This is a genomic window from Oceanobacillus sp. FSL W7-1293 (assembly GCF_037969815.1).
Classification (GTDB): Bacteria; Bacillota; Bacilli; order Bacillales; family Amphibacillaceae; genus Oceanobacillus; species Oceanobacillus oncorhynchi.
Genome location: NZ_CP150212.1, coordinates 1,006,582 through 1,032,229, shown reverse-complemented (window position 1 = coordinate 1,032,229; position 25,648 = coordinate 1,006,582). Strand labels below are relative to the sequence as shown.

22 protein-coding genes are annotated in these 25,648 nt (G+C 41.1%); 11 read left to right on the top strand and 11 right to left on the bottom strand.

Translation table 11 applies throughout. The annotated features are described in order from the left end of the window. Window positions 1–45: 45 nt before the first annotated feature. From MKY65_RS05090 to MKY65_RS05080, 3 genes are all read right to left on the bottom strand, one after another. On the bottom strand, window positions 46–870 hold the full coding sequence (locus tag MKY65_RS05090) for an aldo/keto reductase (RefSeq protein WP_339182916.1): 825 nt from the start codon (window positions 868–870) through the stop codon (window positions 46–48). 164 nt (window positions 871–1,034) lie between these two features. Then, window positions 1,035–1,595, bottom strand: coding sequence for a DNA-3-methyladenine glycosylase I (locus MKY65_RS05085; RefSeq protein ID WP_339182914.1), 561 nt, complete (start codon window positions 1,593–1,595; stop codon window positions 1,035–1,037). Then, complete coding sequence (locus tag MKY65_RS05080; RefSeq protein WP_193064439.1) at window positions 1,588–2,430, bottom strand: sulfurtransferase; 843 nt, start codon at window positions 2,428–2,430, stop codon at window positions 1,588–1,590. Before MKY65_RS05080 ends, MKY65_RS05085 begins: the two co-directional genes overlap by 8 nt. A 304-nt stretch (window positions 2,431–2,734) precedes the next feature. Between MKY65_RS05080 and pepT the strand changes: the two genes are divergently transcribed. Both pepT and MKY65_RS05070 read left to right on the top strand, forming a co-directional pair. Further along, complete coding sequence (gene pepT / locus MKY65_RS05075) at window positions 2,735–3,967, top strand: peptidase T (protein WP_339182911.1); 1,233 nt, start codon at window positions 2,735–2,737, stop codon at window positions 3,965–3,967. 771 nt (window positions 3,968–4,738) lie between these two features. Continuing rightward, window positions 4,739–5,794, top strand: a complete 1,056-nt coding sequence (locus MKY65_RS05070) for a D-alanyl-D-alanine carboxypeptidase family protein (protein WP_339182909.1) — start codon at window positions 4,739–4,741, stop codon at window positions 5,792–5,794. A gap of 97 nt (window positions 5,795–5,891) precedes the next feature. On the opposite strand, the gene MKY65_RS05065 is transcribed toward MKY65_RS05070, so the two are convergent. Beyond that, window positions 5,892–6,161 (bottom strand): hypothetical protein, encoded by a 270-nt coding sequence (locus MKY65_RS05065; protein WP_339182907.1) that lies wholly within the window; start codon window positions 6,159–6,161, stop codon window positions 5,892–5,894. A gap of 162 nt (window positions 6,162–6,323) precedes the next feature. On the opposite strand from MKY65_RS05065, the gene selD reads away from it, so the two are divergent. Both selD and mnmH read left to right on the top strand, forming a co-directional pair. Then, window positions 6,324–7,376: a selenide, water dikinase SelD gene (gene selD / locus MKY65_RS05060; RefSeq protein WP_339182905.1), complete on the top strand. Its 1,053-nt coding sequence runs from the start codon at window positions 6,324–6,326 to the stop codon at window positions 7,374–7,376. A gap of 23 nt (window positions 7,377–7,399) precedes the next feature. Then, entirely contained in the window at window positions 7,400–8,452 is a 1,053-nt protein-coding gene (gene mnmH, locus MKY65_RS05055; RefSeq protein ID WP_339182903.1) for a tRNA 2-selenouridine(34) synthase MnmH, read from the top strand. 72 nt (window positions 8,453–8,524) lie between these two features. Here the strand turns inward: mnmH and MKY65_RS05050 are convergent, their stop codons facing one another. Further along, window positions 8,525–9,028: an LURP-one-related family protein gene (locus tag MKY65_RS05050; protein WP_339182901.1), complete on the bottom strand. Its 504-nt coding sequence runs from the start codon at window positions 9,026–9,028 to the stop codon at window positions 8,525–8,527. Window positions 9,029–9,334: 306 nt separating this feature from the next. Here MKY65_RS05050 and MKY65_RS05045 point away from each other — a divergent pair, with 306 nt between their 5' ends. From MKY65_RS05045 to MKY65_RS05030, 4 genes are all read left to right on the top strand, one after another. Next, window positions 9,335–10,948, top strand: coding sequence for a spore germination protein (locus MKY65_RS05045; protein WP_339182899.1), 1,614 nt, complete (start codon window positions 9,335–9,337; stop codon window positions 10,946–10,948). Then, window positions 10,938–12,164: a Ger(x)C family spore germination protein gene (locus MKY65_RS05040; RefSeq protein WP_339182897.1), complete on the top strand. Its 1,227-nt coding sequence runs from the start codon at window positions 10,938–10,940 to the stop codon at window positions 12,162–12,164. Before MKY65_RS05045 ends, MKY65_RS05040 begins: the two co-directional genes overlap by 11 nt. 18 nt (window positions 12,165–12,182) lie before the next feature. Continuing rightward, window positions 12,183–13,271, top strand: coding sequence for a GerAB/ArcD/ProY family transporter (locus tag MKY65_RS05035; protein WP_339182895.1), 1,089 nt, complete (start codon window positions 12,183–12,185; stop codon window positions 13,269–13,271). Window positions 13,272–13,338: 67 nt separating this feature from the next. Beyond that, window positions 13,339–13,560 carry a hypothetical protein gene (locus tag MKY65_RS05030; protein ID WP_339182893.1) on the top strand — a complete coding sequence of 74 codons (222 nt, stop codon included), beginning with the start codon at window positions 13,339–13,341 and terminating at the stop codon, window positions 13,558–13,560. A gap of 56 nt (window positions 13,561–13,616) precedes the next feature. Here MKY65_RS05030 and MKY65_RS05025 read toward each other — a convergent pair whose 3' ends face one another. Together MKY65_RS05025 and MKY65_RS05020 are read right to left on the bottom strand one after the other, a co-directional pair. After that, complete coding sequence (locus tag MKY65_RS05025) at window positions 13,617–15,077, bottom strand: CoA-acylating methylmalonate-semialdehyde dehydrogenase (RefSeq protein WP_339182891.1); 1,461 nt, start codon at window positions 15,075–15,077, stop codon at window positions 13,617–13,619. A 117-nt stretch (window positions 15,078–15,194) separates the two neighbouring features. Then, window positions 15,195–16,553, bottom strand: a complete 1,359-nt coding sequence (locus MKY65_RS05020) for an aspartate aminotransferase family protein (RefSeq protein WP_339182889.1) — start codon at window positions 16,551–16,553, stop codon at window positions 15,195–15,197. A 194-nt stretch (window positions 16,554–16,747) separates the two neighbouring features. Between MKY65_RS05020 and MKY65_RS05015 the strand changes: the two genes are divergently transcribed. The 3 genes from MKY65_RS05015 to MKY65_RS05005 all read left to right on the top strand — a co-directional run bounded on the left by MKY65_RS05015 (window position 16,748) and on the right by MKY65_RS05005 (window position 21,099). Beyond that, complete coding sequence (locus MKY65_RS05015) at window positions 16,748–18,403, top strand: PucR family transcriptional regulator ligand-binding domain-containing protein (protein WP_339182887.1); 1,656 nt, start codon at window positions 16,748–16,750, stop codon at window positions 18,401–18,403. 588 nt (window positions 18,404–18,991) lie between these two features. Beyond that, window positions 18,992–20,608 (top strand): sodium/proline symporter, encoded by a 1,617-nt coding sequence (locus MKY65_RS05010; protein ID WP_339182885.1) that lies wholly within the window; start codon window positions 18,992–18,994, stop codon window positions 20,606–20,608. A gap of 5 nt (window positions 20,609–20,613) precedes the next feature. Continuing rightward, window positions 20,614–21,099 (top strand): hypothetical protein, encoded by a 486-nt coding sequence (locus MKY65_RS05005; protein ID WP_339182883.1) that lies wholly within the window; start codon window positions 20,614–20,616, stop codon window positions 21,097–21,099. 62 nt (window positions 21,100–21,161) lie between these two features. On the opposite strand, the gene MKY65_RS05000 is transcribed toward MKY65_RS05005, so the two are convergent. The 4 genes from MKY65_RS05000 to hydA are packed head-to-tail and all read right to left on the bottom strand — an operon-like array spanning window position 21,162 to window position 25,639. Next, complete coding sequence (locus tag MKY65_RS05000) at window positions 21,162–22,397, bottom strand: Zn-dependent hydrolase (protein WP_339182881.1); 1,236 nt, start codon at window positions 22,395–22,397, stop codon at window positions 21,162–21,164. 17 nt (window positions 22,398–22,414) lie between these two features. Next, window positions 22,415–22,633 carry a hypothetical protein gene (locus MKY65_RS04995; protein WP_339182880.1) on the bottom strand — a complete coding sequence of 73 codons (219 nt, stop codon included), beginning with the start codon at window positions 22,631–22,633 and terminating at the stop codon, window positions 22,415–22,417. Window positions 22,634–22,665: 32 nt separating this feature from the next. Beyond that, entirely contained in the window at window positions 22,666–24,168 is a 1,503-nt protein-coding gene (locus MKY65_RS04990) for an NCS1 family transporter (protein ID WP_339182878.1), read from the bottom strand. 49 nt (window positions 24,169–24,217) lie between these two features. Continuing rightward, window positions 24,218–25,639, bottom strand: a complete 1,422-nt coding sequence (gene hydA / locus MKY65_RS04985; RefSeq protein ID WP_339182876.1) for a dihydropyrimidinase — start codon at window positions 25,637–25,639, stop codon at window positions 24,218–24,220. Window positions 25,640–25,648 lie beyond the last annotated feature (9 nt).

Below are 25,648 nucleotides of genomic sequence, written 5' to 3'. Positions count from 1 at the left end.
CTTCTCTCTTTAATAAAGGAAAGAAGGTGTTTTTATTGTCGTTTGTTAACGTGAATTCATTTCATTCGGATGCCATCCGCTGCGAATATTACGATCCAGCGCATCGATTGTTTTTATTTCTTCTTCGTTTAATTCAAAATCAAACACATCCAGGTTAGCTTCGATACGGGAAGGTGTTACTGATTTTGGAATGACAATCAAATCAGACTGTAAGTGCCAGCGCAGGATAACTTGCGCAATGGTTTTCCCTTTGTTCTCAGCAATTTGTTTTAGCGCTTCATCTTCTAAAACATCTTTTCCATTCATGAGAGGGCTGTATGCTTCTATATAAATACCTTTCTCCTTACAAAAGGCACGCAATTCTTTCTGTTGCAAGTATGGGTGGCACTCTACCTGATTTACAGCTGGTACAACCTCACATTCTTCTATCAAACGTTCTAAATGCTCTATTTCAAAATTACATACGCCAATCGCTTTTGCCTTGCCGTCTTTATATATTTTTTCCAACGCTTTATACGTATCGATATACTGATCATGCTCCGGTGTCGGCCAGTGAATCAAATAAAGATCCACATAGTCTGTACCCAGTCTTTCTAAGCTTGCATCAAAAGCTTTTAAGGTTTCTTCATAACCGTGGTCTGCATTCCACACCTTTGTTGTAAGAAAGATTTCTTCACGAGGGACACCGCTGTTTGCAATTGCTTGCCCAACGCCTTCTTCATTCCCATAGACTTTTGCAGTATCAATGGAACGATAACCTGATTTTAATGCATGCTCCACAGCAGGAATAGCTTTTTCATTTTCTACCTTCCAGACTCCGAAGCCAAGCTGCGGCATTTCTAAGCCATTATTAAGTGTAATATATTTCATATTCTTGGATGACCTCCTGCAAATGATTTTATCACGGATTTATTTCCTTCAATCCATATTGCATTTTTTAGTTTACAATAACAGGCAGGCAAAACAAAGGAATGTGCTTGGTTCTACTATAGAGATACCAGTAGCTCACCAAAAATCTCCGGTCCGCAGGCTGTTCATCCACTCAAAAAACAATTTTTAGTATGGTCATTTACCATACCTATCGCTTGCATAAAGGAATAACAAATCACCGGTCCTACAAAGGAAAATCCTCTCTTTTTCAAATCCTTGCTTAGCTGTTTTGATAAATCTGTTTGAGCAGGTACATCCTCATGCCGGTCCCAATGGTTCACAATCGGTTCTCTGTCAACAAAGCTCCAGATATAATCATCGAATGAACCAAATTCTTTTTGAATCTGCTGGAAGGCCTTCGCATTTTTAATGACAGATTCAATTTTACGCCTGTTCCGGATAATTCCTTCATCCTGCATCAATGCTTCTACTTTTTCATCTGGATAAGCAGCGATGATATCGGCTTCAAAATTATCAAAAGCTTGGCGGTAGTTTTCCCGGCGCTTTAAAATTGTAATCCAGCTTAGTCCTGCCTGCGCCCCTTCTAATGTCAGCATTTCAAATAAATAGCGATCATCCTGAAAAACAGGCCGTCCCCATTCTTCATCGTGATATGCGATATAGACAGGGTCTTCACTGACCCAGGCACAACGTTCCTTATTCATCTTCCTCACCAATGGCGACTTCATTTTTTTCATAAGAAATCCAGTCGCTGAAGCTGCCAGGATATAGCTTCACATTTTTAAAACCGGCATTATCTAAAGCCAGAATATTTGGGCATGCCGAAACACCAGATCCGCAGGAAACGATAATCTCCGCATCCTTATCTAATTTGGAAAAATGCTCCCTTAACTGCTCCTCATTTTTCCAATTACCGTTTTCTTTTAAAACACCCTTCCAAAAATAATTGACCGCTCCCGGAATATGCCCTGCACGAGCATACATCGGTTCCTCATCGCCTAAATATCTTGCAGGCGCTCTGGAATCGATAATCGTTGTCTCTTTAGACGCAAGCTTTTCCTTGACCTCCTCCATATCAACATAGCGATTTTCCTTCTCGTTTCTGCGAAAGATGGTCGGCTGAAGATTGGGAACCGTTGAGGTCAGTTCGCCTCCCTCCGCTACCCACCTGTCCAATCCGCCATCAAGAAGATATACCTTCTCATGACCTAAATAGTCCAGCAGCCACCAAAATCGCGGCGCGAACATATCATTTCCCTGATCGTACACAACAACCGTTGTCTCATTGGAGATGCCTAGTTTTCCAAGTTTATTTGCAAATAAATCCCAGTCGGGTAAAGGGTGATTTCCGCCATGCTTACCTGCTTTTCCGGATAAATCTCTATTTAAATCCATATAGACAGCACCAGGTAAATGCCCGTTTAAATAAGCTTTCCGCCCAGCATCAGCATCCATTAAATCAAATCGTACATCTACAATAACGACATTATTTTGTGGTAAACGTTTCTTTAATCTCTCTACGCTAATGATGTTTCTCAAAATCTAACCCTCCCATATGCTTTTTTCTTTTTCTAATCATATCATTCCTAATTTATTTTAACAGAAAAAATTTTCTGCAGAAATTAATAATTTTGCTTCGTAAAGGGTATTCGTAAACTCTGTTAAACATGTCCACGCCCAGAAACTTTTACTGGTTTAAGGCTTTATACTGTACTTTTTGAAAGCGCATGGATACGGTTTTCAGCTTGAGTATGGTAAAATATACAAAACGTTGTAAAATTAAAATAGCAGAAATTTTTGCTTCAAAGGAACAATTAAAATTTATTCAGAAGGAGTCTTTTTGATGAAAGAACAATTAATCAAGCGTTTAGAAACCTATGCAAAAATAGATACCCAGTCGGATATGCATTCTCAAGCCACACCCTCTACTCCGGGGCAGTGGGATTTAATTAAGCTATTGGAGAATGAGCTGAAGGAAGTTGGTCTGGAAGAAGTATCTTATGATGAAAATGGTTATTTAATGGCTACATTGCCGGCGAACACGGATAAGGATATCCCGGCAATCGGTTTTCTGGCACATGTAGACACAGCAACAGACTTTACCGGCAAAGGAGTGGCTCCTAAGGTTATCGATTATAAGGGTGGAGACATTGTATTGAATGAAGCTTTACAAGTCACGCTTTCTCCAGAAGACTTCCCTGAACTTTCCGGTTATGAGGGACACCAGTTAATGGTGACTGACGGTACAACCTTGCTTGGAGCGGATGATAAGGCAGGCATTGCTGAAATCATGACTGCCATGGAATACTTCATCCATCATCCGGAAATTGAGCATGGAAAAATCCGTATTGCTTTTACCCCTGATGAAGAAATCGGACGCGGACCGCATAAATTTGATGTGGAACGCTTCGGCTGTGATTATGCTTACACCGTGGACGGCGGTCCCTTAGGCGAATTGCAGTATGAAAGCTTTAACGCCGCAGCTGCCCGAGTCACGTTTTACGGAAACAGTGTTCACCCGGGAACAGCGAAAAATAAAATGGTGAACGCCGGAAAAATGGCTGCACAGTTTATCAATAAATTCCCAGATGAAGAATCTCCAGAGCATACAGAAGGATACGAAGGTTTTTATCATCTTATTTCTGTAGAAGGCGATGTGGAAAAATCAACAGTCTATTACATCGTTCGCGACCACGACCGGGAAAAATTTGAAACTCGTAAAGATACACTTCAAAAGTATGCAGAAGAAATCCAGAGCGTATATGGAGAGAAAGCCGTTGAGTTAGAAATGAATGATCAATATTATAATATGCGTGAAAAAATTGAACCCGTAAAACATATTGTAGATATCGCTGAACAAGCAATGAAAAACCTGAATATAAAACCGATTATTCATCCAGTCCGCGGTGGTACAGACGGCTCACAAATTTCATTTATGGGATTGCCGACACCGAACCTATTTACTGGCGGCGAAAACTTCCATGGAAAATTTGAATATATTTCTATCAATAACATGGAAAAAGCAGCAAAAACGATTGTTGAAATCGGTCGTTTGTTTGCAGAAGAAAAAGCATAATCAGGTTGAAAAAACAAGAACCAATTTCACTGGTTCTTGTTTTTTTTATTATTCTTTTTCCTGAAATTATTTCTTCACTTTCCTTTCTTTTTCACTTCCATACATCATATAATATATATTGAAATGCAGATTACTACGCTCTCTATTTAATAAGCAGGTTCTGTACTGCATCATTTCAGAATTATGGGAATCAGCCTGCGGATTGTTTTCATCTTTTTTCGAGTTATCGTATACCTCAAAACAGATTGGAGAATAATTCTCGTTACTGATCACCTCCTATTATTTTTTATTTAAGAAAAACCAAGAATACCGCTTGGTCTTTAAAACATCGGTGTTCTTGCCGAAGAGATGTCCGCTACGGGAAGTCGCTTTCCGCGGGCAACGGCTTAGCCTCCTCGGAAGAAAACCGCTTCCTGCGGGGTCTTCACCTGTTGCTTTTCCCGCAGGAGTCGACTTCCCTCCGCTCCCATCTAAGTGGAATTATGTTTTATTTGCTTTTTCACAAGGAAATAACGCAAATTCTAGCGGAAGAAATACATGGAGACTCCTGTGGGAATGCGCAGTGGGAAGACCCCGCAGGAAAAAAGTGTTCTTCTTTTTTTCGAGGAGGCTGAGCTCAAGCCCACGGAAAGCGGAGTGTATTTCTGGAGCGGATATATTCAGCATTTTTTTATACTTTCTTATTCTTTAAAATAACTCTGCACTTCAAAATTAGTTAGCTGATCATAGTGTTTGAGTTTCATTCTATTAAAAGCAAGGAGTTAACATGATATGCAAGGATTTAGTTGGATTATCCTTTCAGCAATTTGCTTCGTGCTGATTGGCTGTGGACCACAAGAACCATCTCAATCACAGGAAGATGTTCCGGCATCGGAACAAACAACATCAGAAGAGCAAAACGAAAAGGATGAAAAGCAAGCAGAGGGACAACAGACAGAAGAAACAGAGCCGCCGGATGCGGTGCTGCAGAAATTTGATACAGATGATGCTGTATTACAATTAAAGAATGCATTAAATGCCCTCGGTTATGATTTAGAAGCAACAGGGGAATTTGATGAAGAGCTTACTTGGGCTATAACAGATTTCCAGCTACAATCAGAGGACTTATTGGCTTCAGGCGTATACGACGAAGAAACCAGAGAAGCCTTGCTGCTGTATTTTGAGGAAGATACATCGATTGAACCGGGCGAAGGGTTAGCCTTGCCTCCAGAAGAAGCAGAAGTAACCGAAGCTGGCACAGAAGTTGTCAGTAACCCATATGACGAATTAGCATTGGTGAATAAAAGCTTTGCCCTTCCAGGTGATTATATCCCGGAAGACTTAATCGTACCGGACGTCCCTTTCCCTTTCACGGAGGATTTACCTCAAAAGTATATGCGTGAGAATGCTGCACATGCCTTAGAAGAATTATTTGAAGGTGCTGAAGAAGCAGGGTTAGAAATGTTTGCCCAATCCGGTTATCGCTCTTATGACCGGCAGAACGATATCTTTACAGCGAATGCCTCGCAGCATGGAGAAGATCATGCCAATACGTACAGTGCACGTCCTGGAGAAAGTGAGCATCAAACTGGACTGGCTATGGATGTCACCAGTGCAGAAGTCAATTTAGAGCTAGTAGAGGAATTCGGCGAGACAGAAGAAGGACAGTGGCTTGCTGAAAATGCTCCAGAATATGGCTTTATTATCCGTTTTCCTGAAGGTAAAGAAGATATTACCGAATATCAATACGAGCCTTGGCATCTTCGCTATGTCGGTGAAAAAACAGCCAAGTATATAACCGAACAAGGAATTACACTGGAAGAGTACTATGAAGAACAAGCTGAATAAAGTAATGAAGAAAACACCTTGAGAAGCAGCTTTCCAAGGTGTTTTCTTTCTTTATCAAATAAAATAATCTGATCGGCCGTAATCGCATTAACTATTTTTAAAATACGAAGATAATTAATACAAAAAGAGAAGGAATAAGCAGCATTTCAATAATCAAAGGAATCCGCATTTTCCCGGCAGTTTTATATATGGTAATTAAATGCGCCAAAGACAAAATAGAAAAAACAACTACAAACAGATAGACAGAACCGATTGCAATATTCGTAGACAGAATAAGTATGGCTAATAAAAACAATACGAATACCTTAAGCACACTAAATAAGATATCTGCCTTAAACCATGCAGGTATCTTTTTATTTCCTCCCATTACATCGTCCCCCATTCCATATACATGTTATCGTATCATATCGGCGGACAGGATGGTAAGAATGAAAAATAACAGATTTTCTTCTAAATCTCCATAAAACATCCTTTCTCCGATGATATGTTAAAATGGATATGGAAAATTAAATACAGAAGGGTTGATTATATGAATAATAATGAGTCTATAAAACTAACCGCTTTATCTTCTAAAGGCGGATGCGGCTGTAAAATCGGGCCGGCAGATTTACGTCAGGTTTTACAATCCCTCTCCCCTGCAACGGATAATCCTAATCTATTAGTCGGGTTGGATACCAGCGATGACGCGGGAGTTTACAAATTAAATGACGACACAGCCATTGTTCAGACACTCGACTTCTTCACTCCCATTGTAGACGACCCTTATTCTTTCGGGCAAATTGCCGCTGCAAATGCGATCAGCGATGTCTACGCAATGGGCGGAAAGCCGATTACAGCATTGAATATTGTTGCCTTTCCAATTGCTGATTTAGATAAACAGATTCTTTCCCGTATATTAGAGGGCGCAGACAGCAAGCTGAAAGAAGCTGGCGCAGCCTTAGTCGGCGGGCATTCCATCGACGATAAAGAACCAAAATTCGGATTGGCTGTTACTGGAACAATTCATCCTGATAAAATCCGTACAAACAGTGGCGCAAAACCCGGTGATGTACTTATTTTAACTAAACCAATTGGTGTAGGGATTTTAACGACTTCGATTAAAAGAGGCTTGTTACAGGAAACAGAAATAGACCGGGTAACTAACGTCATGGCAGCATTGAATAAAACGGCTGCGGAAACAATGGATAACTATGAAATACATGCTTGTACCGATGTTACCGGATTTGGCTTGCTTGGACATGCTTCGGAAATGGCAAAAGGAAGCAGTGTCGAAATTCAGATTTCAAATCAGCACGTACCTGTTTTGCCAAGAGTAAAAGAACTTGCGGAGAACGGCGCAGTGCCAGGTGGTACGAAGAATAACTTTAACTATTTAAAAGATGATGTTACATTTACGGAATCACTGGATCAGGTTGACCAGTGGATACTATGTGATGCGGTTACCTCCGGAGGCTTACTGGCTGCTGTAAAAGAAGCAGACGCAGAAAAATTACTTTCGGATCTGCGAGATAAACATATTGAGGCTGCAATAATTGGCCGCGTCACTGATGGGAACAATGGACATATCACGGTTGAAGAATAATTCGTTTATTAGGAAGTGAAGGTATGTTTCAAGATATAGAGTTACTTGATTTATTAAAGAAACAAAAAGAAGAATCTTTTTGCTTAGTTGATGTGCGGTCTCCGCAGGAATTTGCTGAATTTCGTATTCCAGGAAGCATCAATATTCCTGTTTTTGATAATGAAGAACGTGCTGAAGTAGGCACGATTTATAAACAAATTGGTCCTGAAGCAGCAAAGGAAAAAGGATTAGAGATTTTTTCTATCAAGCTGCCGGAATTTATTGCCCAATTTCAATCCCTTGGGAAAGAAAAGATTGTTTATTGCTGGCGCGGCGGTATGCGCAGTAAAACCGCTGCCACCGTTGTCGATTTAATGGGACAGCAGGTTTCCCGCTTGAACGGCGGCATTCGCTCTTACAGACAGTGGGTGGTAAACAAGATAGAGCAACAGCAGTTTTCTTCAAAAATGTACGTACTGAATGGTTATACCGGAACCGGAAAAACCATTTTGCTGCACAGGTTAAAGCAGCAAGGCTATCCAGTACTTGATTTAGAAGGAATGGCAAATCATCGAGGATCAATCTTCGGCCAAATTGGACTGGAGCCGAATAATCAAAAAACATTTGAATCTTTACTGGTTCAAGAAATGGAACGCTATGACCAGGCACCTTTTGTTCTATTAGAAGGAGAAAGTAAACGTATCGGCAAGGCAACACTGCCTTTATCGTTACATGAAACGAAAGAGGCCAGTATGCAGCTGTTTATCCATTTACCCTTAGAGAAACGAATTGAAAATATATTACGCGAATATAATCCAGAAGAGCATCAAGCGCAAGTAATCGAAGCCTTCGCGCGAATCCGGAAGCATATACACACACCTGCAGCGAAACAAATAGCGGTAGACCTGGAACAGGGAAATTTCCCATCCGCCGTAGCGCTACTGCTGGAGTATTATTATGACCCTCGGTATGAGCATACGCTGCACCACTATCCAGAAGACAAACAAGTGCATATCCATGCCGATGATTTAGATGAAGCTCTGGATGCAGTTGTGAACTTTATCGAACAGAAAGAAAAGATAAATATCAAGCTGTAAGCAGTATTTGGATAACCTCCCCTCTAATTAATCAAGGGGAGGTTATTTATGCATTGAGCAAAATTTGAAACTTCAGTTCGTGAACGATGATGCAGAAGCAGATCCTTTTTCATCGGCCTTCACACAGTCAATGGCGACCACCAGTGCAATCATGCTGGTTTCCATCTCTTCCTTGACGACTTGTACCTTGTAGCTGTCGCCCCAACTAAACCACTCCTTGCTCACTTCCCCGATGATTTCACCGCGCTGGTATACCTGAAAGTTCATATCCCACCAATTCCCACGCACTTCAATCCCTGCTGCATCAATGGTATAACGTGCTTTGAAAAAGGAAAGTCCCTTCTTGATTGCTAACACTTCCTGTCCATTCACCTCCACAAAAAATTTCGGTAAAAAGCTGAGTGTTTTTTTCTTTATAAGCGCTACTTCCTCTCCTTCTGCATTCTTTATAGAAAAAGTCTTAGGAATCCGCATAAAGCTTCCTTCCACGTAATAAACATCTTTTTCCTCTTGATCCTTTACCGTAAACTTTTCATTGAAACTGAATACTTTTTGCTTTATATAGAGTTGCTTCATCCTTAGGTCTCCTTTATTATTCCGATTATATCTGCATTTTTCTATGGAACTTCAATTTTTTTCACGCAGTTTAGAGATGCATTTATTATGTATTACTTAAATAAAGCCGATAAAGTTTCATTCTTATCTTCATTTTATAATATATCACCAAGGTAATTAATAAAGCTTTTAAATACGACTTTTAAGAACATCGCCTCCTTTCTCCTAAAATAGCACCTTAACTTGACTATCAAAGCCCATTCCATGCATAAAAAGTAATTATCTGAACAAATTAGAGATAATCCCAACAACGAGGTGTTCTGTGCTATGTCCTATCGTAAATTACGAAAAAAGATGCATTATAAAGAGCAAATTCCTGATTCAACAAGCGATACACAAAAAAGCATAGGCACTTCAATTACTGAAAATCTGAACTTCATCAAACAAAAAACAGGCAACAGTCCTGATATCATTATCCGCACACTTGCCATTAGTCACGATCCAAAGGTATCTGCCGCAATCATTCACGTGGACGGGCTAGTGGACAATCCTACGATAAATGAGTTTTTAGTGCAGACAATGGAAGATAGCGTGCAGGAAAAATTACAGAACGAGGATCTTTTCACCGTTTTCACCGAAAAAGTAGTTGCGGTCGGCAGTTTGGAAACGATTAACGATTGGGATACCTTATTTCAATCTCTGCTGTCTGGTGACACAGTAATTCTCCTGGATGGAAAAAACGAAGCGCTGATTGCCAGTACCAGAGGCGGAGAAAGACGCCCCGTCGAACAGTCTGACTCAGAAATAACATTACGCGGATCCAAAGAGGGGTTCACCGAATCCATTAACACCAATACTGCACTCGTGCGCCGAATTATCAAAAACCCGAATTTATGGATGGAATCCATGAATCTCGGGAAGCAGACGAATACAGACTTGTCGATTATGTATATCAACGGGATAGTTGATGAAGACATAGTGAAAGAGGTCCGCCAACGCTTGGGACGGGTCGATCTCGATGCCATCCTTGATTCAGGCTATATTGAACAGGTAATTGAAGACGAGAGTTCAGGGCTGTTCCCAACAGTTACTCATACGGAAAGGCCGGATGCGGTTGCCGGAAACCTTTTGGAGGGCAGGGTGGCTATTTTTGTCAACGGAACCCCCCATGTGTTGATTGTTCCTGCTATTATGATTCAATTTTTTCAAACACCGGAAGACTATTACGTGCGCTTCCCGATTAGTACTTTGATTCGGATGCTGCGCGTTTTCATGTTTTTGATTTCATTAATAGGCCCTGCTTTTTATGTAGCAGTTACCACCTTTCATCAGGAAATGATTCCAACAGACCTGCTCGTTATTATTGCCTCACAGACAGAATCCGTACCTTTTCCGGCGATTGTAGAAGCGCTGATAATGGAGGTCACTTTTGAGATTCTGCGGGAAGCCGGCTTAAGGATGCCGAACAAAATCAGTGCGACCATCTCCATTGTCGGAGCGCTCGTTATCGGGCAAGGGGTCATTCAGGCCGGAATCGTTTCTCCGGCAATGGTCATCGTCGTTGCGACAACAGCCATTGCCAGCTTGGCTACTCCCAATTATGATATCGCTATTTCTGCCCGTTTGCTCCGCTTTGCTTTTATGCTGAGTGCAGCGATTGCCGGGTTTTATGGCATCATCCTTGGATTAATTATGCTGATTGTTCATCTCGTCAGCCTGCGTTCATTCGGGATTCCCTATTTGGCACCATTTGCCCCATTGGTACCAAATAGCTTGAAGGATTCCATTATGCGCGGACCAATATGGTCATTTAATGAAAGACCGAAGTCCCTTCATCCCCAAAATCGAGTTCGTCAGGGCAATAATCAACGACCTTCTCCTCCAATAAAAAGGGGAATGATGAGGGCGGATACGAAAGAAGGAGATAAAAATGAGTCGTAAATGGATAATTCCTTTTTTCATGGCGATCTGTCTACCTTTCCTTTCTGGATGCTGGAGCAGTATCGAATTAAGAGATTTAGCAATCGTCTCGGCCTATGCGCTTGATAAAAGGGAAGACGGCACATATGTCGGCACGTTTCAACTAATCAATCCAATGAACGTGCCCGGGGCCCTTCAAGGAGGAGCCTCCGGGCAAAATCCAAGCATTGCCACCTATACAGCGACAGGAGGCAACCCGCTGGAAGTAGCTGACCGTGCCTCCACCGTTGTTTCAAGAGATCTCTATTTTGCACATACCAGTCTGCTGGTTATCAGCGAAGAGCTTGCCAGGGAAGAAGGTCTTTCCTCAATTTTAGATGCTATGGAGCGCGGTCTTGAATTTCGGACAACGACGAATATAGTGGTTAGCCGGGATGTGAAGGCAGGCGATTTTGTTCAAGTTTTAACGGCGATTGATCAAGTCCCCGCTGAAAAAGCAATCAAGTCATTAGAATTTACAGAAGAACTGTACGGAGAAAATATAGCTACCAATCTGCAGAAATTTATCAATGCTTCTGTTTCGACAGGAGAAGAGCCTTTAGTCAGTGGTTTTACTGTGAAGGGGGATATCGAAAAAGCAAAAACCATGGAACAGCTTCATTCATCCGATGGCTCAGCGACCATTGAAGTCAATGGTATGGGCGTTTTTAAAGAAGGCAAGCTGATTAATTGGATTGATGGAGAAAAGAGTGAGGGAACACTCTGGGTATTAGATCAAATCCAGCAGGCTCCTGTAAATATTGATTGGGAGGATTATAAAGACGCCATCGCCTACAAGGTAGTACGCCAAAAATCAAATGTAGAGGCACAAATAAAGAATGGCAAACCGGCAATTTCAGTGCATATCCGTGCAGAAGGAGACCTCCGCGCGATAGAAGCGCCAGTCGATGTGACCGACCCGCATGTATTATTCCGGATTGAGGAAGCATTACAGCAGAAAATTAAGAAGGAGGCCGAAGCAGCAATCCAGGAAGCACAGGTAACCAAAACCGATATCTTCGGCTTTGGTGAAAAACTGCATCAATCCGAACCTGATAGATGGCATCAGCTTGAACAAGAGTGGCAGGATGTTTATTTTCCTGCATTAGATGTCGATGTGACAGTGGAAGCCTTTATTCGCCGTACTGGAATGCGAAATAACCCGTATCTTTTTGATTTGAATAAGAAAAGCGAATAAAAAGGAGGGAATTCGTTTATGGAAAAGGCAAAAATCAGCACAAGCCAATTGTTTATCCTTATGATTTTATTTCAGCTGAGCAATTCGCTGCTGATCCCTCTTGCGATGAAAGCTGGCCGTGATAGCTGGGTAGCGATTCTTGTCGCAATGGGGGTGAGCATCTTCTTATTTTTTATCTATCGGGCGCTATATCTGTATTATCCTTCACTCTTGCTGACGGACTACACAGAGAAGCTGATTGGAAAAGTTCTGGGACGAGCATTGGCATTCCTGTATATCCTCTTCTTTTTATATTGCGCTGCGAGAGTCTTACGGGAATTTGGTGTCATGCTGCTTTCATTTGCCTTTCCAGAAACTCCTCTATTCGTTGCGTGTGCCCTGATGATCCTTGTAGTTATCTACACTATATATAAAGGAATTGAGGTCGTTGCCAGAACAGGAGAACTGCTTTTTGTCGTCATGCTTATGCTCGCATTCTTTCTGTTTCTTCTTATTGCTATCTCAGGCTTGATTGATATCTCAAATTTAAGACCAGCTCTTGAAGATTCACCAAAAGTTTTAAAAACTGTATTTACAGAAACACTATATGTTCCCTTTGGCGAAATCATCGTATTTACAATGATTTTTCCTTATCTAAATCAAACAAAAAAACTAGGAAAAACAGGAGTGACAGCAATCAGTATAACTGGCGTCGCTCTGGCGTTCACCACGATTTTGAATATCAGCGTTCTCGGTATTCCTCTTATTGAACGTTCCCTCTTTCCTTTATTAACGACCATTCAGTCCATTGAAGTCGGTGGTTTTTTAGAACGTCTGGACGTTATCTTTATTCTGGCTCTGGTAATTGGAGGATTTTTTAAAGTAACGGTATATACATACTGTGCCCTCATAGGAACAGCGAGCTTATTTAATATTAAAGAACCATCAAAGCTGGCTTATCCGCTGGGGATGGTAGTTTTATTTGTATCCATGATTATTGCCAGTAATTATTCGGAGCATATTGAAGAAGGGTTAAAGATATTTCCGCTCTATATCCAGCTTCCTTTTCAAATTATCATTCCAGTTACCCTGCTTTTCATTGCCTTTATTAAGAACAGGAAAAAATAAGCGGATCTGGAGAGCTGTCCAAGTATGGATAGAAAATTATTTAAAGACTGACTGGAGAGTGATAGAAGTGAAAATTATTGGTATTTCTCTGACTATGTTCATCTTATTAGCGGGCGGTTCCTTAGGAATCGACCTTATCAAAGGATATGAACTCCCCGCTATCAGATCACTGAATCCTTTATATGTGATGGAAATCCCCGAGCTGGCTATCATGTATCTGCTTCTTCTTTTCTTATTTGTTGATCCTGTATTATCTTTTTTGCAAAAAAAACGCAACCGGAAGAAATGAAAACAGAGCTTACCCATAGCCGCCTGGATAAGCTCCTTTATAGGATATAGCGAATGTCAAACCCACTTCGTCGTGATCACTTTTTTCCTCGTATAAAATTGCAGCCCATCTTTTCCATTCGCATGCAAATCTCCGTAGAAAGAGTCTTTCCAGCCAGAGAATGGGAAGAATGCCATCGGGGCAGGTACACCGATATTGACACCCAGCATTCCCGCGTCAACCGTTTCACGGAACTGGCGAACCTTTCCGCCATCTCGTGTAAAAATACAAGCGCCATTCGCAAAGCGTGATTGATTCGTTAAAGCTATCGCATCATCCAGATCCTTTACACGAGCAATCGATAATACAGGTGCAAAGATCTCTTCTTTCCAAATATTCATTTCCGATGTAACATGATCAAAAATGGTCGGTCCGACAAAATAACCTTTTTGTTTCACTGCTTCGTCTTTTCTGCCGTCCCGAATCAGCTTTGCGCCTTCCTTTTCGCCAGTTTCAATATAATTTAATGTCCGTTCTTTGTGTTGTTCGCGAATGACTGGACCAAGAAAAATTCCTTCGTCTAACCCATTGCCAATTTTAATTTCATTGGCTTTTTGAGTGAGGCGTGCGATAAACGCATCTGCAACAGATTCCTCAACAGCTACCACAGATGCGGCCATACACCGCTCCCCTGCTGATCCAAATGCGGCATTCATAATTTGGGTCGATGCGTTCTCTAAATTTGCATCGCTCAATACGATGGAATGGTTTTTTGCACCAGCAAGTGCCTGCACACGCTTCAGATTATCCGTCCCGCGTTTGTAGACATATTCTGCTACGGGCTGAGATCCAACAAAAGAAATCGCTGCTATCTGCTTATGGTCTAATAAACCATTTACTACATCATGGGCTCCATGAACGATGTTAAATACACCAGCAGGAAGCCCCGCTTCTTCCAGTAATTCTGCTAACCGATTCGCTAACAGCGGTGTCCGTTCGGAGGGCTTCATGACAAACGTATTTCCTGTTGCAATAGCCATCGGAAACATCCAGCACGGCACCATCATTGGAAAATTAAACGGAGTGATTCCAGCAATAACACCAATTGGATAACGATACACACCAGATTCCAAGTCGGTGGCAATCGATGGAAGCTGCTCTCCCATCATGAGGGAAGGAGCTCCGGCAGCAAACTCTACATTTTCAATTCCCCGCTGTACTTCCCCATACGCTTCCGCATAGCTTTTTCCATTTTCAATGGTAATTAATTTGGCGAGCTCCGCCCAATTGGCAACGAGTAATTGCTGATATTTAAATAGGATTCTCGACCGTTTTGGTACCGCTACGTCCTTCCAAGTTTCAAAAGCTTCGCGAGCAGCCTGAATTGCATGTTCCACATCCTCTTGTGTTGAGATAGGTACATTTGCTATTGTCTCTCCAGTAGCCGGATTATAGACAGGAGCTGTTTTATCTGTTTTTGCTTCTATCCACCTTCCTCCAACATAATTTTTTAATTCGTTTACTTTTGTTTGAGTCAACTGAAACCCTCCCTATATTTTAATCAATATTCTCTATTAGAAGATGTTCATCCCGGAATAACAAGATATATATGCTTATTCTTAGGTGCAGAAGTTACGTTCCTTATTTAAAAAACATTAATTTACTTTTTCATGAAATACTTTTTTCAAGACTTTCATCATAAAATCAAAATCATCATCCGTACTGGACAATGGCGGGCTGAGTGTCAAAATATTATTATGACCGGCGACGGTATCCCCGTTTTTCCCAATGATTAATCCATTTGCCTTGCATGCAGCAATCAATCCTCCGACAAATTCTTGGGAGGCAGGCTTTTTGGTAAGCTTATCTTCAACGATTTCTATGCCGATAATCAAGCCTATACCGCGGATATCACCCACAAAGTCAAGATTTCGCAGCTCATCCAGACCGTTTAGAAGACGATCCCCCGCTTCCGCTGAACAGTTAAATAAATTTTCTTTTTCCATAATTTCAATGTTTTTTAATGCCAAAGCACATGCAGCGGGATTACCGCCAAATGTATTTACATGACGAAAATGACTATTTTCTTTACCATCCTTAAATTTTTCATAGATGTCTTTTCGAACAGCTGTAATCGATAATGGAAGATAAGCACTCGTCAGCCCTTTTGCCATGGTGACCATGTCCGGTTTTATATTAAAATGCTGATGTCCAAAAGCTTTTCCTGTCCGGCCAAAGCCACAGATAACCTCATCGATAATAAGCAGGACGCCGTGACGGTTACAAATCTCTTGCACCTTTTCTACATAAACAGGATCCGGAATCAGCACACCGCCCCCTGTAATGAGCGGTTCCATAATAACTGCCGCAATTGTCTCCTTCTGCTCCCAAATGATGGTTTCTTCTAATTCTCTGGCTCGTGCTATATTATAATCCTTCGTAGACATTCCTTCTGGTTTACGGTAATTATCAGGCGGGGCTACATGTAAAAATCCGGAGGTAAGCGGCTCGTATTTATATTTTCTCAATGCCTGACCTGTTGCTGACAACGCTCCAGCCGAACTGCCATGATAGGCACGATAGCGTGAAATCACTTTATAGCGGGTGCCCTCTCCCTTTTGCTGATGATATTGACGAGCCATTTTGAAAGCTACTTCATTTGCATCAGAACCACTATTGGAATAAAAAATCACATAGCCCCCGCCGAGCATGTCATTTACTTTCTCTGCCAGTTCAATGGCAGATCCATGGCTTTGTGTCATTGGCACATAAGCCATTTTCTTGATTTGTTCATATGCGGCTTGCGCTAACTCTTCACGGCCATATCCTACATTGACACAAAAAAGCCCTGACATTCCGTCCAAATACCGTTTCCCTTGATGATCTGTAATCCAGGAGCCCTTCCCCTCTTCCACGACCATTGGCGGATTTTTTTCACTATACGGCGAAATATGATGCCAAACATTCTGACGATCTCTTTCTACTAATGATTGTTTCTTCTCTACAGATTCCATCCCAACTTCTCCTTTCTGCACTTAAATTATTTAAAACTTTCTGATAAAAAAGCTTCCTATCTAAAATTATTGAACTTGACATAATATTAGGTATATTACATAGTTTATTCTATAACCAATTCATTTATTTTTCATTTTACAAAATGTCAATCATTTTACGTTCTGCTTTAACGAAATGAGGAGGGCTTATATAAATGGAGAAATGGAGTATTCAAGTAAAGAACGTGCTATCCAGAGATTTATTCCAACATGCCGTCGTAGCGGCCGGTAAAAATGGATTAAACCGTGAAATTAAATGGACACATATTCTGGAAAGCGGAGACATGGAATCTTTCATTAACGGAGGTGAATTAATCCTGACGACAGGCTCCGGGGTGAAATTCGACTCTCCAGAAGGTCTTCATCACTTGGACAAATTACGAAATAAAAATGTCGCAGGAATATGCATTGAACTGGGCACCCACGTTAAAGAAATCGCACCTGAGATTATTCAATACGGCAATGATCATGACTTACCTTTCATTATCTTCAACGAAATCGTCAAATTCGTAGATATCACCCAAGATCTTCACACCGTCATTATTAATCATCATCACCATATGCTGAGTCAACTCTATCGTTTTTCAGAAAAATTTAATGAACTTTCCTTATTACCGAATGGAACCTTGACTATTTTAAAAGAACTACATGGCTATTTTTATGTACCGGTCTTATTTGTACCATTAGACTCAAAAACTTATTACTACCCTCCAAATATGAAAGAGCAAACACAGTTGATGAAAACACAAATCAAACATATAAAGAAACCAAACCCTTATACAAGCTATAAACTGGACAAGAAGGATTACACCATTTTTCCTGTTAAAGGACTGGGACATACCTGGGGATATTTATGTTTACAGATAGCCCCTGACACATTAGATAAATTCTCCTTCTCTATCATTGATCGGGCAGCACTTGCAATTGCACAAATTATGCTTCGAAATAAGACGATAGAAGAACGGAAACAAAATCAGGAAGAAGAGATTGTCAGAAAGATGTTAAAGGGAAAAGAACTTGATGGCAGTGAAATCCAAAAAATATTGCCTTCTCCGGCAAAGAACCTTTCTTATCGATTATTTCTGATTGACACGAACACCTATAATGTAACCAATAAAGAAGATAATTGGGAGGAAGCCAAGCTGCAGCAAGCGATGATTATTCGCTCCCTGTGTAGAAAAAACGGGTTCATTCCTGCTGTATCCGTTGGCCGGAATGAAACGGCTGTTATTGCTGCCTTCTATAAGCAGAAGAATGCCCCAAAAGATACAACTCGATTCACAGAGATTATTAATGAACTAAAGCATATGCAACAAAAAGACATTTTTAATACTAATCCGTATACTTTTGGAATCAGTAATATCCATCTTGATTACGCTGCTTCTCCTATCAGTTATAAAGAAGCAAAAGATGTGATACTCATTCAAAATGCCAATTTAATCGAGACGTATTTTTATGAAGAAATCGGCGTGTATCGCATATTGATTGAGCTTTATAACAGCAACAAGCTGGAAGCATATGTGCAGGATTATTTAGGAGCACTTTTGCAATATGATAAAAAAATGAAAACGGATCTGCTTTCCACACTTTCTGTATATCTGAAATGTATGGGCTCCAAAAAAGAAACCGCTAACAAACTATTTATTGTACGGCAAACCTTGTACCACCGTTTAGAAAAAATTGAAGAATTACTGAGAACTAATCTTACAGAGCCCATCAACCGGCAAGCCATCGAGCTGGCATTAAGCGCCTATTATCTATTGAATTGGGCACCGCTGGAGGAAGCGTATCCCAATATAAAAGAACTTTGATAAAAGGAAACTTCATGAAATACAAGATGAAAAGAAATCTTCACGGAATAAAATTAAACTATCGGGCGTTACTGGCTGCCCCGCTCCCGCTTAGAGCTGACTTTTTCTTCTCTTCATGCAGAAAGCTCACAGTCAGTTATATTATATTAAATTGCTTTTAAGGGATTCCTATCTAATTCATAGACACTTTGTAAAATAACGCTAGTCCCCGTTTGACATTTTGCTGATTGTGGTAATTTAGCAGTTTCTTTATAGTCAAATTAAATTACGTTAATTTTGAAAATAACAAACAATCTAAAAAGGGAGGAAACAAACTTGTTATCTGTTGGCAATTAGAGGATTATTCAATGATACAGCTAAATTCGTAAATCATCTTTTTTTACGTCTTGTTTCTATGCTTACAAATCATGAAAAGGGCGGTGGGTCTATGTTTAATTTACCTCTAGAAACTGTATTATTCATGCTGCCGTGGCCTTTAATTTGGGTTACGCTGGCTCTGGTTATGTATTTTAAATTGCGGCGTGATGAAAAACGCGAAAATCATAATGAATAAAGTATAAGACGTTACCAGAAGGGACTGGTTATGAAATGAATTTGGATATTATCATTTTTTTTACCTATCTGTTGGGAATGCTGGGGATTGGTTTATATTTTACCAGAAGTGCTTCTGCATCTGCTGATCATTATTTATTAGGAAACCGAAAAATTGGAGCCCCTGTCACTGCAATAAGTATGCAGAGTACGTCAATGAGCGGATTTATGTTCATGGGCGGGCCTGCTCAAGCCTTTCAAGAGGGCTGGCATGCATTATGGTATGCCATAGGAGATGCCGGCGGATCTATTGTCAATTTATCTGTACTGGGGAAACGGATGAGGCGATTGTCCCAGCTTCTCGGGGCACTCTCACCAATCGAATACTTGGAAAAACGCTTTGAAAGCTTTGGAATACGCGTTTACGGTGCAATTATCGCAATCATATTTCTTTTCGCTTATGCATTCGCTCAGTTTATTGCTGCCGGTAAAGCATTATCGGCAATGTCAGGTTTTTCGTATGAGTGGGCACTTATTCTTGGTGTAGGAGTTATTGTTATCTATACTGTAGCTGGCGGCTATCTTGCTGTGGCCGTTAGTGGTTTCATTCAGGGAATTATCATGCTGATTGGAGTTACGGCTATTGGTATTATGGTGTTGCCAAAGGTCGGCGGTCTGTCAGGCCTGAATGAACAATTGGCGGCGATTGACCCGACTTATTTAAGTATTTGGGGGAAAGACTTGATTTATTATGGCCAGTGGGGAGTTATTATAGGAGCTGTACTTATCTATGCCATTGGCTATATGGGACTCCCGCATGTCACGGTAAGACATATGTCTATGCAAAATGCAAATACGACAAAAAATGCAATTATTTGGTCCGCTGCCTTTAATCAGTTGTTCACATTTACACCGTATATTTTAGGTTTATCAGCTATTGTAATTATGCCTGTTGTATCGGATCCCGAAATGGTTATTCCAGAACTCGTATATATATTCTTCCCAGGGATATTGGCTGCCGTTTTACTTTCAGCCATCATGGCGGCAATTATGTCTACCTGTGATTCCCTGCTGATGCAAGCAGGTACGACACTTTCGCGTGATGTTTATCATCGTTTTATCAATAAAAAAGCCAGCCATAAACAGTTGCTTTTGGTATCCAGACTATGCATTTTATTTGGAGGCATTATCGGCATTATCGTCGCTACTTATGAACCTCCAACCGTATTTGCTCTTGTTGTGTTTGCCTTTGGTGTATTGGGAAATACATTCCTTGTTCCCTTTGTCGCTTCCGTCTATGCAAGAAAAGCTAACAAAATAGGAATCCTTTGTGCCATGATCAGCGGCTCCGTAATAAACATTATTTGGGAGCTGTTCGCCTTACAAAATGCAAGCGGATTACATCCATTTTTAGCCGGCCTAATTGCTTCTCTCATCGCAATGTTTGTTGGAAATCAATTTGGCATGCCTCCTTCCGATCCTATTCTAGAGGCATATGATTTAGCCAAACAAAGTAAAGAGATTCCAAAAAATCTGGAAAAAGGAATTTTTGAAGACCTTGCACCGGAAGCACGTAATATTTCTAAGTTTATCCAAAACCAGGATAATACAAATTCCGTTGAGAGAAAAGATATAGAAATAGAACCTGAAATCGGTTTAAGGTTAGAGGGGTAGATAGCTTGGGCGCTGAAGTGTTAACACAATCTGTAGAATTTAATAAAGAACAAGTTGAATCAAGTTTTAAGAGGTTACATCCTCATGCTAATTTTATCGCAGAACGTATCGTCTACTATCCTTATTATTATTTTTGTTATAACGTAAAAGCTAAACGCCTTTTCCTCCCTTTAAATGAAAAAGTAGGATGTGCCATTGATTCGATTAGCGGCAAGGGATCGCTCATTGATTATAAGCCGAAATGGAAAGCGATTGAAATTTCAAAAGAGCAGCAGATGCCCGAAAAGTACTCCTTGAAGGATTGCACTTCCATTTCTGAATCATTCATCTATCGGTCTTTATCTTTAAAAATGAGAATGATTTCATTTCCAGAACTAAAGAGAGAACAGCAACAAAGATTTTATCGTCCTTACTGGGTGGTTTGGAATGAAAGAGATGGATCGTCGGATTTCATTGTTGATGGGGTATCCGGACAATTTCATCCCTTGTAAAAATAAATGATACGAACAAAAACAGGTAAAGGGATTCTTCCTATACCTGTTTTTGTTCGTATTTAATTCGCCGTTAAATCCAAAACAGTCTGCAAAACCACGTTTACCCCTCGTTCACAATCTTCCCATGCAGTTAATTCATCTTCGGCATGGCTTTTTCCATTAACGCTTGGTACAAAAATCATGGCAGCAGGCAGATAGGTCGCAATAAATTGTGCATCATGCCCTGCACCGCTGGCCATACGTTTATAGGAGCAGTCCAGGGATTTACAGGACTTTTCTAAAGAGTCCACTAGTTTATCATTAAACCATACGGTATCACGATCCCAAAGCTTCTTTACATCTACACCACATTTTTCTTTGGCATCCGTTTCCGCTAACCCTTGAATAATTTCTTCCACTTGGCTGATTACAGCCGCTTCTTTATGCCGTGCCTCAAGCGTGAAAATTACTTTATTCGGGATAACTGTATGGATATTCGGGCTCACATTCATTCGGCCAATCGTGTAAACGAGATCATTATCCAGTTTACTCATTTTCTCCCGTATTTCATTAATCAGGTTATTGGCAGCAAATAAGCTGTCTTTTCTCATGGACATGGGCGTAGTTCCTGCGTGGTCCGATTCTCCGCTTACCTCGATTTCATAGCAGCACATCCCCACCACACACTCCACGACACCGATATCAATGGATTCACTTTCTAACACTGGCCCCTGTTCAATATGCAGTTCCAAAAAAGCTTCTGCCTCCGTTAAGCGGTTTTCTTTCCTTCCTTCATATCCGCTTGCTTTTAAAGCATCTGCAAAGGTTACACCGTTCTTATCAGCCGACCGGAGCATGTTACCCTTATCAAACTTCCCAGACATGACTCCTGAAGACATTAATGAAGGTTCAAATCTTGCACCTTCTTCATTTGTAATATTCGCCACAACCACTGGAATCCGTGGTCTGATATTACTTTCGACCAAGGTTCTTACTACCTCAAGCCCAGTTAAAACACCTAATACACCGTCAAACCTGCCGCCTTTTTCCACGGAATCTAAATGAGATCCGATTACGACCGGAGACTTATCATTTTCTCTCCCTTCCAGCGTTGCATACATGTTTCCCATATCGTCCCATTTTACAGTCAAGCCCAGCTCTTCACAAACCATTTTAAAATGGTTTCTCACTTTTATATCCGTTTCGGATAATGCCAATCGGGTTACACCATTATTTTCCGTTCTCCCGAAATCTGCAAAATCTTCAATGGTTTGTTTTAGCCTCTCCCCATTAATGGATATTTTTTGTTTTTCCACTGTATCTCCTCCTGCATTTATTGTTCTTGCAGCTGATGTTTGATTAGTAATGTCGTGATATATTTTCTGCTGTCAGCATTCTCAAGCAGGATGGACTGCTTCTCTGACACACCTTCTTTTTCCAATTCGACCATATCTCCGTCCAATGTTCCGACAATGGAAGTAATTTTATAATTATTTTTCATCCACTCATCAACGAGCTGTTTTTCCTGTAAAAATTCTTGATAACTTGACAATGAATAACCTCCTCGCCCTTTAAATCATTCTGTTATTTGGCAGCTGTTTCATCCCTCTCTGCATCCTCATCTAACGACCAATCTCTGCCGACGGTAATCCCCAAATATTTTTCATCATCCGGATCCGTAATCTCTGCTTGCGGAAATTTGTGGAAGTACCAATATTTCGTCAGCACGTAGTAAACTGCCGCCGCAACTATAAAACCGACAATAAACGAATAATTCATAAAGATTAAAGCCACAGCGCCGCCAATAGCCCAAGAAATAAAGCCAACGATGTTTACGCCGCCATTAAAGCGATATTGGCCCCTATTCTTATATAAGTCAGGAACATTCACTCTTCGTTTTCGGAGTAAATAGTAATCTGCAAACAGGATACCACTGACCGAGGATAAGACGGCACCAATAATCAAGAGAACCTGCGTGAGTATTTCATAAACACTCCAAGGCTGAATGACCGTACCGACAATGCCGGCCACAAAAACAGCAACTGCGTGGGAAACTTTTGGCCCTAAGACATTAGAGAAAACAGCAGCAGCAGGTAACACATTTGCAGCTGTATTCGTGGACCACTGTGTCAACACAATCATGAAAAGCAACATAGCAAGCATCCACCCAGATGCGGTATCCTGCAGTGCTGTAACTGGATTCGAAGTCCCGGCAACAATAAATGCTGCGGCACCAATCATAATCATAAATGCTTCTGTAAGAGGAAGAGCGACGAGACTGCCGATTAAGGTTGTTTTATTCCGTTTAAACCAATTTCTTTCATACTTAGGAGCTTTGAAATGGCGGGAGATGGTCGGGATATCGCAGCCCAGTGTTGCCCAGAATCCCATGTTAGCAAAAAGAACCACCATAAACGCCGTGAATGCAGCTCCACCAGTTACCGGACTTGCTACCCAGGCCCAAACATCTGCCCCTTGTGCCTGAATGTCTGCATTTAGCGTTTGGTAAATAATTAAAGACATGACAATAATAATTGGCGCAGCTACATCTGCAAAACGTTCTACCCATTTGATACCGGAAGCTGTATTTATAAGCTGGACAAGCGCAAAAACAAGGTAACATAACAGCCAATTATCAAACCCGGCAAACATCGTATGCAGTATCGCATTAATCGCTGTTGCACCGAAATAGGTGTTAATCCCGAACCAAAACGATGCCGTGACTGCCCTCGTTAAAGAAGGTATATGCGTACCTACCGTCCCAAACGGCGCCCTCATATAAACCGGGAAGGAGATACCATGCTCTACACCGATATCACCAATAATGGTAATAAATGCTCCAATCGCTATACACCCAATCAACGTAGCTAAAACAACCCATGGCAGTGATATACCCTGGATGCCTGAAGCACCAATATCAAAAGTTGCCAGCAGGATGGCCATTCCTATCCACATCGCAAAAAATCCCATTACCCCAATCTTTCGCTCACCATGCTTCACCGGAAGTAAATCTGGAGACTTTAAGTAGGAACTACTTTTATCCTTTCCCTGCAATGCAATCGCCTCTCTCCTCTTTGATGAATCCAAAAAGCCGCTTCACCTCTTTCGTTCCGCAAGCAGCTATGGATTATTTGTACTAACTTCTATTAGGTGTAACTTCCTGCTGATTTGTTTGCGAAGAATTAAATTTAGCTCGTTTTAAGAACTTGCCTGCTCCTGGTTTAGCAACCAGCTCTTTATCCTTGATGACATATTCTCCGCGCGATAAAACAGTTACTGGCTGTCCGGTTACCTTCATCCCCTCTAAGGCGCTATAATCGACGGCTGAATGATGCGTGTTGGCGGATATCGTACGTTCTGCATTCGGATCGAATAAGACGATATCTGCGTCCGTACCTGGAGCAATCGTTCCCTTTTGCGGAAATAAACCAAACAGTTTCGCTGTCTGCGTTGACACCATGTCTACAAATTGATTAATGGAAATACGCCCTTTTTTCACACCTTCCGAAAATAGAATACTAAAGCGGTCCTCCACGAATGGCCCGCCATTTGGAATCTTGGTAAAGTCACCTTTTCCTAAATCCTTTTGTCCATCAAAGTCGAATGCGCAATGGTCAGAGCCTATCGTTTGCAGCTCTCCGCTTTTCAAAGCATTCCACAACACTTCCTGATTAGATTTATCACGTAATGGCGGGGACCATACATATTTTGCGCCTTCAAAATCAGGCTTTTCCAAATAGGTTTGATCCAGCACCAAATATTGCGGACAGGTTTCCCCAAAAACAGAGAATCCCTTACTTCTAGCTTCCGCAATTTGCTCTACTGCTTCTTTACAGGTGACATGCACGACATATAATTGTGAATCAGCCAGTGCAGTCAGTTTTGCTGCCCGGCCGGTTGCTTCCCCCTCCAGTTCTGGCGGGCGGGTCAACGCATGATAGATTGGATCGGTGTTCCCTGCTTTTAATGCTTCTTGCGTTAAATGTTCAATTACATCCCCATTCTCTGCATGCACCATTACTAATCCACCATGGTCTTTAGCAGTAACTAAGGTTTGGAAAAGTGTCTCATCATCTGCTTGTAAAACATTCTTATAAGCCATAAATACTTTAAAGGAAGTAACTCCCTCCTCTTCAATAACCACAGGAATCTCCTGTAAAATCTGTTCGTTTGCTTCTACGATTTGTAAATGAAATCCATAGTCAATCACTGCTCTGCCTTCTGATTTGGCATGCCATATTTCCAAAGCATTTTTTAATGTTTTTCCCTTTTCCGTTAAGCAAAAGTCAATGATTGTTGTTGTCCCGCCATGTGCAGCAGCAATAGTTCCGCTTTCATAATCATCCTTCGTTACCGTACCGCCAAATGGCATTTCCATATGGGTATGCGGATCAATACCCCCAGGAAAAACGTAAAGGCCTGTTGCATCAATAACCTCTGCATACACATCACTTAAATCCTGTCCAATCGCTTTCACTTTTTCATCTTCAATCAACACATCCGCTTGATACGTGTCTGTTGCTGTAACAATCGTTCCATTTTTAATAATTTTTTTCATTTCGATTCC